Source organism: Salmonella sp. A1325, from assembly GCF_056991255.1.
Map to the genome: position 1 here is coordinate 312,109 of NZ_JAMLWO010000001.1, position 15,079 is coordinate 327,187.

11 protein-coding genes and 2 pseudogenes are annotated in these 15,079 nt (G+C 47.2%); 7 read left to right on the forward strand and 6 right to left on the reverse strand.

All coding sequences use genetic code 11. The features are described from left to right. The first annotated feature begins 19 nt into the window (after window positions 1-19). Window positions 20-2,095 carry a glycogen debranching protein GlgX gene (gene glgX, locus NAZ64_RS01550; RefSeq protein ID WP_220569896.1) on the forward strand — a complete coding sequence of 692 codons (2,076 nt, stop codon included), beginning with the start codon at window positions 20-22 and terminating at the stop codon, window positions 2,093-2,095. A gap of 114 nt (window positions 2,096-2,209) precedes the next feature. On the opposite strand, the gene NAZ64_RS01555 is transcribed toward glgX, so the two are convergent. From NAZ64_RS01555 to NAZ64_RS01565, 3 genes are all read right to left on the reverse strand, one after another. After that, window positions 2,210-3,412 (reverse strand): MalY/PatB family protein, encoded by a 1,203-nt coding sequence (locus NAZ64_RS01555; protein WP_220569897.1) that lies wholly within the window; start codon window positions 3,410-3,412, stop codon window positions 2,210-2,212. A gap of 12 nt (window positions 3,413-3,424) precedes the next feature. Then, window positions 3,425-4,876 (reverse strand): Na+/H+ antiporter NhaC, encoded by a 1,452-nt coding sequence (gene nhaC, locus NAZ64_RS01560; protein ID WP_001276632.1) that lies wholly within the window; start codon window positions 4,874-4,876, stop codon window positions 3,425-3,427. 143 nt (window positions 4,877-5,019) lie between these two features. Continuing rightward, the gene (locus NAZ64_RS01565) at window positions 5,020-6,027 is read right to left on the reverse strand and encodes a LacI family DNA-binding transcriptional regulator (protein ID WP_000201080.1); all 1,008 of its coding nucleotides are present in this window, start codon (window positions 6,025-6,027) and stop codon (window positions 5,020-5,022) included. Window positions 6,028-6,284: 257 nt separating this feature from the next. On the opposite strand from NAZ64_RS01565, the gene NAZ64_RS01570 reads away from it, so the two are divergent. Further along, window positions 6,285-7,751, forward strand: a complete 1,467-nt coding sequence (locus tag NAZ64_RS01570; RefSeq protein WP_131046333.1) for a hypothetical protein — start codon at window positions 6,285-6,287, stop codon at window positions 7,749-7,751. A 286-nt stretch (window positions 7,752-8,037) separates the two neighbouring features. Continuing rightward, window positions 8,038-8,319 (forward strand): hypothetical protein, encoded by a 282-nt coding sequence (locus NAZ64_RS01575; protein WP_001580000.1) that lies wholly within the window; start codon window positions 8,038-8,040, stop codon window positions 8,317-8,319. A 292-nt stretch (window positions 8,320-8,611) separates the two neighbouring features. Here the strand turns inward: NAZ64_RS01575 and NAZ64_RS01580 are convergent. Beyond that, window positions 8,612-8,740 (reverse strand): annotated as a pseudogene (locus tag NAZ64_RS01580) (DUF1493 family protein); the annotation flags it as partial. On the opposite strand from NAZ64_RS01580, the pseudogene NAZ64_RS01585 reads away from it, so the two are divergent. Next, window positions 8,741-8,974: pseudogene (locus tag NAZ64_RS01585) on the forward strand (Rid family hydrolase); the annotation flags it as partial. Window positions 8,975-9,021: 47 nt separating this feature from the next. On the opposite strand, the gene NAZ64_RS01590 reads toward NAZ64_RS01585, so the two are convergent. Then, window positions 9,022-9,921 carry an S-adenosylmethionine:tRNA ribosyltransferase-isomerase gene (locus tag NAZ64_RS01590; protein WP_483640845.1) on the reverse strand — a complete coding sequence of 300 codons (900 nt, stop codon included), beginning with the start codon at window positions 9,919-9,921 and terminating at the stop codon, window positions 9,022-9,024. A gap of 192 nt (window positions 9,922-10,113) precedes the next feature. Beyond that, the gene (locus NAZ64_RS01595; protein WP_001293634.1) at window positions 10,114-10,602 is read right to left on the reverse strand and encodes a MarR family winged helix-turn-helix transcriptional regulator; all 489 of its coding nucleotides are present in this window, start codon (window positions 10,600-10,602) and stop codon (window positions 10,114-10,116) included. A gap of 44 nt (window positions 10,603-10,646) precedes the next feature. On the opposite strand from NAZ64_RS01595, the gene NAZ64_RS01600 reads away from it, so the two are divergent. From NAZ64_RS01600 to NAZ64_RS01610, 3 genes are all read left to right on the forward strand, one after another. Continuing rightward, window positions 10,647-12,155 (forward strand): FAD-dependent oxidoreductase, encoded by a 1,509-nt coding sequence (locus tag NAZ64_RS01600; RefSeq protein ID WP_220569898.1) that lies wholly within the window; start codon window positions 10,647-10,649, stop codon window positions 12,153-12,155. Further along, window positions 12,145-13,386 (forward strand): MFS transporter, encoded by a 1,242-nt coding sequence (locus tag NAZ64_RS01605; protein ID WP_220569899.1) that lies wholly within the window; start codon window positions 12,145-12,147, stop codon window positions 13,384-13,386. The genes NAZ64_RS01600 and NAZ64_RS01605 overlap by 11 nt, the downstream gene beginning before the upstream one ends. A 69-nt stretch (window positions 13,387-13,455) precedes the next feature. After that, window positions 13,456-15,012: a PhoPQ-activated pathogenicity-related family protein gene (locus tag NAZ64_RS01610; protein WP_134944796.1), complete on the forward strand. Its 1,557-nt coding sequence runs from the start codon at window positions 13,456-13,458 to the stop codon at window positions 15,010-15,012. Window positions 15,013-15,079: the final 67 nt, after the last annotated feature.

Sequence of the window (15,079 nt, forward strand, 5' to 3'; positions counted from 1 at the left end):
CCGTGGGTGGAGAAAGAGAATGACAACAAACAGGGCTTTTGAAATCAGATCAGGATACAACCATACGCTTGGCGCAAATTATGACGGCGAAGGCGTGAATTTCGCTATTTTTTCCGCCCATGCGGAACGCGTCGAGCTTTGCCTTTACGATCCGAGCGGGGAGCATGAAATCGCTCGTCTGGAGTTACCGGAATATACCGACGAAATATGGCACGGCTATGTCCCGAAGTTGCAGCCCGGCGCGCTGTATGGGTACCGCGTTTACGGTCCTTATGACCCGGAAAATGGTCATCGTTTTAACCCCAATAAGCTGCTTATTGACCCTTATGCCCGTGAGCTGGTGGGCGATATTCAGTGGAACGATGCGCATTTCGCGTATCAATTACTTCATGACGATAAAGATTTGACCTTTGATGACCAGGATAGCGCGCCATTTACGCCTAAATGCCGGGTGATTGATCCGGCTGAGGCGAATTGGGAGGATAGACAACGGCCTTCCATACCGTGGTCGAACGCCATTATTTATGAAACGCATGTAAAAGGCTTTACCCAGCTTAATTCCGCGATCCCTGAGCCTATACGCGGTACGTTTGAGGGCATGGGGCATAAAGCCAGCGTGGATTACATTAAAAGTCTGGGGATTACCTCCGTCGAGCTTTTACCCGTTCACTGGTTCCCGGACGATCAGCATCTGCTCGATAAAGAACTGAAAAATTTCTGGGGATACAACTCGCTGGGCTTTTTTGCACCGGCGACGCGCTACTATGGTCCAAAAGGTATTCAGGGATTCCGCGATATGGTGCGCGCTTTCCATGATGCCGGCATCGAAGTGATACTGGATGTGGTCTATAACCATACGGCAGAAGGGAATGAGCTTGGTCCCACGCTGTCATTTAAAGGTATCGATAACTTCTCTTACTATCGCACCATGCCCGATCAGCATCGCTATTACATTAACGATACAGGGACAGGTAATACCGTCAATACCTCTCATCCACGGGTACTGCAAATGGTGATGGATTCGCTTCGCTATTGGGCGGAGTCAATGCATGTCGACGGCTTTCGTTTTGATTTGGGCACCATTCTTGGTCGTGAGCCGGAAGGCTTTGATCAGAGAGGCGGCTTTTTTGATGCGGTAACGCAAGACCCGGTACTGGCAAAACTGAAACTGATTGGCGAACCCTGGGATATCGGACCGGGTGGCTATCAGGTTGGCGGTTTTCCACCAGGGTGGGGCGAATGGAATGATAAATACCGCGATACGGTGCGCGAATACTGGAAAGGTGACAACGTCACAAATGATTTCGCTGCACGCCTGCTGGGGTCCGGCGATCTCTATGATTTGCGTGGCCGTCGCCCCTGGTCAAGCGTTAACTTTATTACTGCCCATGACGGCTTCACGCTGAACGATCTGGTGTCTTATAACGACAAGCATAATGAAGCCAATGGCGAAGATAATAATGACGGGCATAATGATAACCGCTCCTGTAACTATGGCGCAGAAGGGCCAACCGACGACGAAGGCATCAATGCGATACGCGAGCAACAGAAACGTAATTTCCTGACCACCTTGCTTTTCTCGCACGGCACGCCGATGTTATTAGCGGGCGATGAGTTTGGCCGCAGTCAGATGGGCAATAACAATGGCTACTGTCAGGACAGTGAAATATCGTGGGTCCACTGGGATAATTTGCCGGAAACCGCCAATGCGCTACGAGAGTTTACCCGTCATCTGATTCAACTGCGCGCCACGCAACCGTTGCTGCGCCGGGAGAGCTGGCGTGACGGTCTGGAGATCCGCTGGTTTAACGCCGGCGGAGGGGCGCAGCAATCCGAACAATGGGATGAGGGATCGACGATAGGCGTATGCATTAGTCGACCCGATCTACAGCCGGAAGCGGGGATCTGGCATGACGCCTTACTGCTTTTCAATCCGTTTGAAGGCAGCGTACCGTTCCGTATTCCGATGTGGGGAGAAGGCGGCTGGGTACTTGAACTGACGACTGCCGATAACGCGCAGCAGGGAATGCGGATTACCGAAGAAATGGATTTCGATCTGGCCGGGCGCAGCATCGTGTTATTCAGACGCCCCTGATAGTGAAACCGCGCTCCGGACCCAACCGGCCTTGATGGCCGGTTTTTTTTACTGGCGCTCAGGCGATATCATGCCGCAGAAATAACACCGTTGTCAGTTTACCGCCCGAAAAATTCATCCGCCTGTTGGTATTCCTTTGATTGTCTTCACCGATATTCGCTTCAGGCCGTCTATTGCCATTTCAAGGTAGGTACGTGGACATCCCAGATTTAAACGGATAAATCCGCTGCCCGCCGGGCCAAAGCTGCTGCCCATTGAAGGAGCAATACCCGCGACATCCGCCATTACCCATTTTAGCTGTTCGTCATCCAGTCCCAGTTTTTTACAATCCATCCATAATAAATAGGTTCCCTGCGCCGGGACAATTCTTGCCCAGGGGAGATGCTCTGTCGCCTGTTCAACAAACCAGCGACGGTTTTCCGCCAGGTAATCCAGTAGCGAATCCAGCCACTGTCTGCTTTCATTCCATGCGGTAGTCGCCGCCTGAACGGAGAGGGCGTTAAAGACGTCCAGCCCATGAGCGTCCAGACGAGACAGGAAACGCTGGCGAAGCGTAGGATCGGGAATGAGAAAATTAGAAATTCGCAACGACGATAAGCCAAACGTTTTGCTGGCCGCAGTGGCGGAAATGACCCGTTTATGCCAGCGCTCCCCTAAATGCAGTACCGAGGTAAAGGTTTCGCCGGGCAGCAATAGATCGGCCCATATTTCATCCGAGATGAGAGTGACATCATAAACTTCACATAATAAAAGCAGTTTCTCCAGTTCGTTGGCCGACCAGCAACGCCCGGTTGGATTATGTGGATTACACAAAATCATCAGCGGAGGGCGCTCATGGCGAAACAGCCTTTCCAGTTGGCAAAAATCCATCTGGTAGCCTTCGTCCGGCGACTCGCTAAGGGGATTCTCCAGCAGTTTTCTACCATTAAGCGTGATTATTTTGGCGAAGGAGCCATAGTATGGCCCCTGTACCACTACGCCGTCGCCTGGATGCGTCAACATTTGCACTAAGAGCGCCAACCCTGGTACGACGCCTTCCACGCTGCATACCCATTCCTGTTTTAACGTGAGCTGGTGGCGTGACGAAAACCAGTGAAGCAGGGCGTTAAAATAGGCCTCATCGCGTTCGCTATAGCCAAATACGCCGTGCTCGATTCGCTGATGCAATGCCGCCTGAACCTCAGGCGGGCAGGCAAAATCGAAATCAGAAACCCACATCGGCAGCAATTTCCCTGCGCCATCGCCAAAGTGACGCTCAATAAAATCCCACTTTACCGAACCAGTATTGTTGCGATTGATAATCTGGTTAAAATCCATCTTGTTTCCTTATTATTTCGTCACTGACGTTTGCGGCGACTTTTCTGAAGCGGAGGCAGTTCTGGCAATACCAATTCCGCTAAAACCATAAATTAATGCGAAGAAGATCGCCGCATAGCACTGGATAGCCCAGGGCAGAAGATCAAGCGTGCTAACGCCCAGCGTGGTCGCCATGTAGACGCCAGCCGAGGTCCACGGCAGGAGAGGTTCGATAACGGTACCGGCATCTTCTATCGTCCGTGAAAGGTTTTTAGTATCCAGCCCCATACGACGATAGGCATCTTTAAACAGTTCGGCGGGAACTAACAATGCCAGTTTACCGTCGCTGGTCGCTCCTGTGACCAAAATTGTGGTGCCGATAGTGGCGGCAATGAGTTGACCAACGCTATGAATAATGGTCAGCAGTCGGTTAATGATGATCGTTAACGCGCCGGTTAACGTTAGCGCTCCGGCAAATGAAAAAGCGCAGAAAACTAACAGTATTGTTCCCATCATCGAGAACATTCCGCCCCGGTTTAGCAGGCGCGGAACATCGGCCACGACACCTTCTGCGCCTTGTGGGAACATGGCGATATCAAATCCATCAATGAAAGCGTCCAGTCCCTGTTTGATGCTCAGTCCCTGCATGATGACGCCGAGGAACAAGGCAAGTACGCAGGCGCTTAACATTAATGGGATGACAGGCTTCTTGCGAATTGCGCCCCACAGTACGATCACCGGCGGCAAAATAAGAACAATATTAAAATGGTATAGCGACTCCAGCGAGTGGATGATGTCCGTAACGCGCTGCGGCGTGGCCACCTCGCCCAGCATATTACTGTGTCCGGCGATAAGATAAACCACGGCGGCAAGCAGGAAACTTGGCAGGGTCGTCCAAAGTAAATGCTGAATATGCTCAAACAGAGTAGTGTCTGCGACAATCGCGGCAAAGTTAGTCGAGTCGGACAACGGTGAGATTTTGTCGCCGAAATAAGCGCCAGAAACGACGGCGCCAGCTGCTGCTGCAAGAGACACGTCCAGCCCGGCGGCAACCCCCATTAACGCAACGCCAACCGTCCCGGCGGACCCCCACGATGTACCGGTACAGACGGAGACCACGCTGGTTAAAAAGAAGGCAGCAATCAAAATATATTCCGGGCTTATGAGTTTTAGCCCCCAGTACACCATGTAGGGAATGGTGCCACTAAACATCCAGGTGCCAATCAAACCGCCCACGCAGATCAGGATCATGATAACCGGCATTGCTTTAGCCAGCTTATCCACCACTGAGTTGATGATGTCTTCCCAACAGTATCCTTGCCACCATGCAATGCCTGCCGCTACCGCCGCAGAGCACAGAAGGAGCGGTTCGATACGTAGCCCCATGATGCCGTAACCGATAATCAACAATAACAACATGGAGATGACTGGGATTAGCGCTAAACCCAATGACAGCGTTTTCTTCTTGTTTTGTGATGCACTCATAATGGAGCTCCGGTCAGTAAGGTAGCTCAAGGGTAGGGGGATACGCTTCTCACTACTGTGATCCATTACTTTCGTCCATGTAACCGATTACATGAGAAGGGTTAATTTGATAATCATCACAGTTTTTACTGTTGACGACGCATTCATCGTGAAAAATAGGGCGCGACAGAATCGCGGATCACCAGTTCGGCATTGAAATGATTGCTGCTGGGCGGCGGCGTAATGCCCTGGTATAACTGTATCGCCAGTTGCGCGGCACAGCGCGCCATTTGTTCGACCGGATAATGCATTGTTGTTAACGCCGGATAAAGATACCGGGCCAGCACCACATCATCAAAGCCGACAATAGAGAGCTGTTGCGGAAGCTGAACGCCGCGTTGATGAAGAATACGCATAATGCCAGCGGCCATCACATCGTTAAACGTGACCGCTGCCGTAAGGGGAAGCCCGCTATTAATAAGTTGATGCGCGGCCCGCTCGCCGCCTTCTTCGTTAAACGGAACGCTAATCACCCAGCGAGGGTCTGGAGAAATACCATATTCTTCCAGCGCCTCACGGTAACCATCAAGGCGTTCCTGACGATCGATAATTGGCAAGTCAGATGTCACACAGGCAATGCGCCGATGCCCGTTCGCCAGGAGATATCGGGTCGCTTCCCTGGCGGCGCTGCGATTTTCCAACCAGATACACCGGTTGGCCATACCGGCGATATAACGATTAACAACAACCAGCGCTGGAAAGTGGGCTGCGTAGCGCAGCAGCTCTTTATCCGGTAATCGGCTGGCGTGTACAACAATAGCCTCACAGCCTTGATTAACCAGAAAATCCAGTCCCGCTTTTTCCATTTCTTCGTCGTGGCCGCCGCTACATACCATCAAGCGATACTGCTGCTTACGAGAAACATCTTCTACGCCGCGAGCAAGGCGGGCAAAAAAAGGATCAGCCAGATTGCCGGTTAACAATCCGAGCATATCGCCGCTGCGTTTCGCCAGCGCGATAGCGGCGGCATTCCGGCGATAATTGAGATCGCGCATGGCTTTCTCTACACGTTCGCGCGTGACGGGTTCAACCCACGCGGTCTGGTTAATGACGCGTGATACAGTCGCGGTTGATACACCGGCCATGGATGCAACATCCTTTATTGTCGCCATGTTAAGCTCATATTTGTTCGTTTAAAGGGTATCAAAGCCATTGATTATCATGTTACGTGGAAATCAGTGCAATCACTGCGGCGCAGCCTGAATTTATAAACATTTTTAAAATCATCCTAAATCCTGGTAACTGCAAATTTTAGTAGCTACCTCAATGAGTTATTGACCACTGAATTTTCTACGATAACATGGCTAACAATATACACATGATAAGAACCACTACACTGGGAAATCGTTGCGTGGTGGTTCGGAGATAGATGATGAGTAGTATTACAAAAAACATACAGAATGAATATGTTTTATTGATGGAAAACGCTTTTTCTGAAAAATATAAATATGCATTTAGAAATTTAGAACTGAAAGAATTACGTAGATTCATCCTGAAAGAGCTAATTAGCTCTCCCGAGTTAGATAATCAACTTACAAACCTAATGGTGTTGCTAAATAAATTTTGGGATACTCACGCCGCGGCGCTTATAACAGAAGTGCGGGCGTCTAAAAGCTATCGATTATTACTGCCAATTCAACGATTTGGTTATAACATATCTAATCACCTTAGATCTCTGGGGATTTATTTTGATAGCATCATAATGGTTGATCCATTACACTTTCCTTCTCTTAGCTCTCTGCATTCATTTTTGTCATTGCCACCAGATAATAGTTATGTCCGCATGCGCAGGTTGGTATTACTTGAACATGTTTCCAATCTATTTCGCGCCATCCCATTTATGACTATTGATGATGATTATCCAATTTTTCTAATCGTTCCTGAATTACTGGATTTTGATAAAGAACGCAATCATGAACAATCTGCCGCTTTTCTAAGTCAGCTCTTTTTTAAAGATAGAAAAATGGATTACGCTACTTATTTAGCGTTTCTTGAGCACTTTGGGAGAAATGAAGAAACATTCCAGAAAATCCTAATAAATAAAGAATTATTAAAAACATTGCTTAATAATTTCAATAACATCGAAAAAGAAGTCTGGGTTTACGATACAGATTTAAAGAGTTTTACAACAAGAGAGGTAGATCTTCTGGATTACGATCTGCCGTCAGCTATAGGAACCTTACTGGGTAAGGTTGAAGGTGCAATTTATGCACAGCGATCAACTCAATTATCGGCAACACTATTGGGCATTGATCCGGTTATTTATAGTAACCATATGTTTTTACATGAATGGACTACGGAGCAGTTGGTCAAGGATTATGGTAAATTAAATCCTCTTTCTTCTGAAGAGCAAGCGATTACAATGGGCCTTTCAGCCGCAGAAGTAAAATTCCTTACTGCGCTTTCCGATCTGGAATTAAAAAAGATTAGAGAAAGAGGTCAACTGGAATCCTTAAGGCATGAACTAAGAATCTCAAGGCATGACTTGCAAGGAAAAACACCAGATCAAATGCAAGATGCGGCAAATAATTTTTCAAAACATTTAATCAATGTGGTCGAAGAGTATGGAAAGTCGCATGAATCAGCCATTAAGAATTCAAAGAAAAAAAAGATCTCATCTGGATTAATTTTTGCAGGAACAGCCACGTTAGGTATAGCTTCACTTGCCATGCCGCAATTAACATTACTTTCAGCAGCAGCAACGGGAATTGGCCTGGCCTTTGGAGGTAAAAGTCTGGCAGATATTTTTAGTGAACATAAAGCACATAAAAATGAAATCCAGATATTAGAAAAAACACCCGTATCGCTTTTGTATGGGGCATATAAAAAGAAATAGTCATAATGTGTATACCGTTTGGTAGCGGAAGTCTGGCATTTGATAGTTTTTGAAGCAATTGTCGTAAAGTTACTCAAACAATCACATTGTTCAGGAAAGCCTGTGAGGAGATGGTTGAGAATAGGGGGTTCCGCTGATTCCCCGAACTATCCACCAGTTCACGCAAACGCTGTGCTAGCTGGTCTACTGTTTTTCCCCGGTAGCTGCTTCGACCGTCAGATTTTCCAGTGTATTGTCAGTATCATAACGATCTGGACGCCGGCAAATTATCTGAGGAGTAAAAAACATGGCCGCGTATGACATCGAAAAGGACATCGGGCCGCGGGTTCAGATTATCCAGGAGATACACGAATTAATTCTGGCGGGTGAAATGGAAGTCGCCAAAGGGATGCTGCGCACGCTGATTAAAGTCACGTTCGCTTATCCTGCGATTTTTGACGAAGTTCGGCAGGAATGCCAAATCAACAATGCGCATGTTGTCGCCGGATGTGGATCCGGGTATCAAAGCGTTTATAGCCGTTGTCAGAGCTGCAGAACATCAGTCAGAAAAAGCAGCGGACCAGGGTAAAACCCACTGAGCCAAAAACCTGCGCGACGAACCGGTCACAGTGGCCGGTTTTTTTATGCCTGCGTGGCGTGTGCTGCGTGAAATCGTGTGCAGGATAAGCGGGGGCAAATCAACAGAATTCGCGCAGCGTCACGGCAGGGAAGGGATCAAACTTATGGGCCAGAAGTTTTTTGACATACACGAATCCAGCCGCTTTAACATGTCTTTTAAATGTTCTGGTGCATTTAACATAATATACATTATGCGTACTAAAATAGCAGAGGGCGAAAAGCAGCCCCAAGCGTGAATCAGTCTCATACAACCAGCGACCAGCCCTGGCAGACGCAATGAGCATACCTATCGTGAACTCCGGCACCTGAGGAATATCGTTTTTGCGAAACGGATTAAGCAAATGCTTTAGCGGTGGTTCTGGCGGATAGTAGTGAGGCTTGCTTTTGAAAACCTGAAAGCAACACTGACTGCAGCAGGATGCACATTCGATGACATAGTGGATGTCACCACATTCCATACCGATCCAGAGCAACAACTTAACGACGTGATGGCGGTGAAACAGGAGATATTTGCCCATCCCCCTTATCCTAACTGGACCGCTGTTGGCGTTACCTGGCTGGCCGGCTTTGATTTCGAAATAAAGGTTATTGCCCGAATCCCCTGATGCTTATTCTCGGTAAAACCGGTAGCATTGTACCGGTTTTATTTTATTCATCCCTGCCCTTCATCCTGTATGATTAACATGCAATCACCAAACATATCGAACTTACATGACTGGATATCTTCTGAGGCATAGGCCTTCATGAGTAGATCAACCCCAGCAAACTGACCGGTTAACACCATATGCGTCGTTTTTGGCTGATGTAAGTTCGTTAGCAGGCAGTCAACCTCGTAGTATTCTTCGTTGATAGTCACTTCCTCTACACATTTTGTTTGTATTTTTCTGTTGGACAACATTTCTGTTGATGCAACATGTAAAGTAATAAAAGATATTAACCCACCTTTATCTTTGATTCTTTGGATAAGATCCCAGGTAAAATGAATGCCGGCAGAAGGTATTTCCAAAGAACCATACTTTTTAGAGAAAACGGAACGGTAAGCATCTGGATATTTATAAAATAAGCTGGAATCCACATACTCATCAAGACGCTCACCATGACTGGCTAAATAGCAAATTAAGGCCTCATGATTTTCCACGACGGCCCGGTACTGGCTCTCCTCGCTAAACTTTTGCTCTATCTTAATGGAAATTTCAGGGTTATCAACCAAATAGAAAACATCATTCGCGTTAAGCCTTTCTTTTAAAAGTCCGGAAATAATTACTCTATTATTTGGTAAAAATCCCTCTAAAACAATTTTAATTAACCTATTCTGTCTTGTTTTACAGATAAACATATGGTTTATTATAGTACTGTCGTTAAAACAGATTACATCACCTTCTTTGATATAATCTGTTACTTTACTAAAGTCTACCTTATGAATTTCCCCTTTACTCCGGTTGAGGACAAGCATTTTACACTTTTCCCTGTATGAATCATTGGCTATCCAATGAGGTCTGAGTGGGATAGTCATCTGATCGGTAATGCGAAAATCATATTTTTCGGTAAGCATATATTTACCCTTTGAAAAACCATTGATACGGCGATTGTTATATAGCCGTATTCTGCAGTATACGTTGGCCTTTCAAAGGGTGAAAATTAACTCGATAAATGTTGTTGTTATATTTACTTTGCTGGCTATTTAATCAATGTCAGATACCGATATTAAGCTGGACGATCGGATTTGACCGCCCTTTTCTTTTGCTTATTCCGGCATTGAAGCATCGCTATCCATTGCATCGGCAAACTTTTGCATTAACCGAACAAAGACATCAAGTTCATCCTGAGGCCAGTCTTTAAAAACAACTTTGCCCATTTGCTCTCGAGCAGCGTCTATACGCTCCGTCATCGCCTTTCCTGTCCGGGAGATAACGGCCTCGCGTATACGACGATCGATGGCATTATGCTGCCGTATTATCAACCCCAGCTTCTCCAGTTTGGCGACCTGTCGGCTTACCGTCGTATAATCACGACCGGCACGTTCGGCTAACTCAACAACGCCAATCGGCCCTAAACGTTCGATACTAATAAGGATCGAAAATAGCGCACGATCGAGTTGAATCCCCGCCTCTGCAATTAATTTCTCATCATTACGAGGCCGGTTAAGCGCGCTCACCACGCGAATCAACGCACCGTGAAGCGCCTTCATTTGCTCGGAAATATGTGTATCTTGCACATTTTTATTTTCTGACATAGCATGTCTCCTCTTATGTGCATAATACACATATCGGAGAGACGATGACAAGATACACCACTACAGATGTACTGATCTGCGGCGCTGGCGTAACCGGGCTTACTTTAGCCATCGAACTGGCGCGTCATGGGGTCTCATTTCGCCTGATTGAGAAAAGAACGACGCCTTTTACCGGCTCCCGCGGTAAAGGTATTCAGCCGCGAACGCAAGAAATCTTCGAGGATCTTGGAATACTCAATAAAGTGGTCGCCGCCGGCGGGCTCTATCCCCGATTACGAACCTACCGTCACGACGGAAGCTATGTAGATTCAGATATTGCGCATCATACAAAACCGACCCACGCCGAACCCTACCATCTGCCATTGATGGTTCCACAGAACGTGACAGAAACGATTATGCGAGAGCAATTAAAAGCGTGGGGACATCGGGTGGAGTTCGGCTGCGAGTTACGACATTTTGCGCAAACCCCACGCACGGTCACCGCGTATGTTGCCGGGCCGGCTGGAGAAGAGGTCATCATCGCTCATTATTTGATAGGCGCGGATGGCGGCGGAAGCTTTGTCAGAAAGAAATTAGGCGTCAGCTTCCCCGGCCATACGTTGGGAATCCATGCGCTTGTGGCTGACGCTTCACTTTCCGGTCTGAACCGGGATGTATGGCACCATTTTAACGATGGCGATATGGCGCGGATGATAACGATTTGCCCTCTTGCCGGCACGCAGCTCTTTCAAATCCAGGCGTTGTTGGCCCCGGACGACTCGCAGAATTTCTCAGCCGACACGCTCACGGCTTTTCTTACTGAGCGAATCGGGCGGACGGATGTTCGCATCCATTCGATTCCCTGGGTATCGAAGTACCAGATGAATGCGCGCATAGCGGAACATTACCGTGTGGGTAAGGTATTTTTAGCCGGTGATGCCGCTCATGTGCATCCGCCGACGGGTGGGCAAGGGTTAAATACCAGCATCCAGGATGCCTATAACCTGGGATGGAAAATGGCAGCCTCGCTGCGGGGCGCAGGAGAAGAGCTTCTCGATAGCTATGAACAGGAACGCCGCCCGGTAGCCGAATCACTGCTCCACCTTTCCACCCGATTACTTGACTCTCAAAAACAGGGCGGCATCAAACGAGAACGCGACGTTCAACAACTTGACATCCAGTATACCAACTCCCCCTTAGCCCACACGTTGCCCGAACGTCAGCATGGGTTACAAGCGGGAGAAAGAGCGCCGGATGCTCCTCTTTTGGGCGCCGGCGGCCAATCATTACGATTATTTCAGTTACTACAAGGTCCGGACTGGAATCTGTTGGCCTACGAAACCCACGGTAAGGTCATCGATGCGCGGCGAGGTCTGCGTATTCATCACATTGGCGAGCAGGACGAGCTCATCGATACCCTGGGGCACTTCCGGGAGTCCTATCATCTGGCGCCGGGTCAATGTGTACTGATCCGACCCGATGGCTATGTCGGCGCGTTCTTTCACAGCAAACAGTGCAACGATATTGAAAATTATCTCTCTCGTTTTGCCATAGGGATTAAAGATGAATACTAATGTCTATGAGAGCACCGACAGCGAAACTATCACCCCGCTCAACAAGCGGCGTATTTTGCCTGTTTTCCTGCTTGTCGGCCTTTACGCCGCCAGTACAGCGGCTGTGATGTCGGTACTGCCTTTTTATATCCGCGAGATGGGCGGTTCGCCGCTTATCATTGGAATCATCATCGCCACTGAGGCTTTTAGCCAATTTTGTGCAGCGCCCCTGATTGGCCACCTTTCCGATCGCGTTGGCCGCAAGCGAATACTGATTGTCACGCTGGCTATTGCGGCGATAAGTTTACTATTACTCGCCAACGCGCAATGTATCCTGTTTATCCTGCTCGCCCGCACGCTTTTTGGCATTAGCGCCGGGAATTTGTCAGCCGCCGCAGCCTATATTGCCGATTGTACGCACGTCAGAAATCGGCGCCAGGCAATCGGTATCCTCACAGGCTGCATTGGTTTAGGGGGTATTGTCGGGGCAGGCGTTTCCGGGTGGCTATCGCGTATCAGTCTGAGCGCGCCGATCTACGCCGCCTTTATACTTGTCCTTGGCTCTGCCCTGGTCGCGATTTGGGGGTTAAAAGACCCTTCCTCAACATCACGTACCACAGATAAAATAGCGGCGTTCTCTGCCCGCGCTATTTTAAAGATGCCAGTCCTTCGCGTCTTAATCATCGTAATGCTTTGTCATTTCTTCGCCTATGGCATGTACTCTTCACAATTACCTGTTTTTCTTTCTGATACCTTCATCTGGAATGGGCTTCCCTTTGGGCCAAAAGCGTTAAGCTATCTATTAATGGCGGACGGGGTTATTAATATTTTCGTTCAGCTATTTCTGTTAGGTTGGGTGAGCCAATATTTTTCGGAGCGAAAGCTAATTATCCTAATCTTCGCCCTTCTTTGTACTGGATTTCTCACTGCGGGTATCGCCACGACCATACCAGTGCTTATTTTTGCTATCGTTTGTATTAGCATCGCTGATGCGCTAGCCAAACCCACTTATCTTGCCGCCTTGTCCGTCCATGTATCGCCTGCCCGACAAGGTATCGTCATCGGAACGGCACAGGCATTAATCGCAATCGCTGATTTTATATCCCCCGTATTGGGCGGATTGGTCCTGGGTTATGCCCTGTATGGCGTCTGGATCGGTATAGCTATCTCTGTCGCCATTATTGGTCTGGTGACGACAATGATTTACCTTTCAAAAAGTTCAGTGCTAATAGTGAAACCAGAAACAGAATAATGTGACAACGTCACAAACATTATTGTTCCCTTCTTCCCTTATTTATCAAAAGTATTGTACTTATATTGAATGTTTAAGAGGTATTTATGGAAATTATGCTGGTTGGCATTTGCCCTTGTAAAGCGCGGGGAAAGCATGAAAAAAATATATCTCGTTGTTATCATACTGTTTTTTATTTCTACAAAAGTTTATACACTACTTCATAACAACATCTTCTTTTGTCGAAACAGCCCAGAGTGTGATTTGTCTCATGTTCTCCCCGACTACCGGGAGCAGATTTCAGGCACACCGCTAAAATATACCTTGATTAATACAGCTCCATTAGCACAGGTGGTAGTCAGACACTATGAATTATTATCGCAACACTGGTCGCCAGATGACATGGTAACCCCTGCGCAATGGCGACATAACGTTGATATTTATATCCCTGAAACGGCAAAAGAGCACCATGCTTTGGTGGTTGTAAACAACGGAATTAATTATGATAAAGGTGTACAAATCACTGGTAAACCCGGTGATTTCCCCCAGGAAACACTGGCAAGCATCGCCCGTGATACGAATACCATCGTAATATCAGTGAGTGATATACCTAACCAATATTTAACCTTTCAGGATGATAAAAAACCATTGAAAGAGGACGAGAGCGTTTCCCGAAGCTGGGCATTATTTATGGAAGCGCCGGAGCAACGTGAGTTAATGCCTTTAAATATTCCTATGGTCACTGCCATATCGCAAGCGATGAGATTAGCAAAAAAGGAGTTAACGCAATGGAATATAAATTCCTTTATCATTACAGGTATTTCAAAGCGTGGGTGGACCACCTGGTTGTCAGCTATTGCCGATCCTGATGTTGAAGCAATTGTTCCCTTCGCCATTGATCTACTTGATATTGATGCTTCACTTGAGCATATTTATCAATCATACGGTGGAAATTGGCCCATTACATTCTACCCCTACTACCAGCAAGGCATAGATGAGAAAATAAAATCCCCCACATTTACCCAGCTAAGGCAAATAATAGATCCGCTAAGATATCTCAACACTATTTATCAACCCCGCCTTGCAATACCGAAATATATTATTAATGCAAGTGGCGATGATTTTTTCGTACCAGACAATACTCGCTTTTATTATAGCAAACTTCCTGGCGTAAAATCATTACGTATAGTGCCTAATATGAACCACTACTCAATTAACCAGTTCGCTGAAGAAAGCCTCGTTCCTTTTATTAATAGGTTTCAAAGTAAAAAAACATTACCACAGTTGATCGGCCTTATTCACCACCATCTTCTTACGGTCTATTTCTCAGAAGCGCCGGTAAAAGTCGTTCGCTGGACAGCCAACAATCCAAATGCGCGTGATTTCCGTTATGCCTGTGGCATCCGCTATCAGCCGCTTACAATAGATATTCCCGCCAACAATAAGATCAGTATTACGTTAAATGAACCGAAGACAGGTTGGGAAGCTACCTATATCGAAGCCACTTTTAATGATGGCTATGTCGCCACGAGCCAGGTTTATATTACGCCCGATGAAAAATACCCACAGACAGCACCACCTTCCGTTAACGCCGCATGTCAAACGTTACCGGGGCGTGGATTAGGGGAAAACGATAGTCCCGATTGAATTTTCAAGTAATTGACTGATTTTAAAGAATTTTATCCATCACACTTGCGATGGATAAAATTCCTCT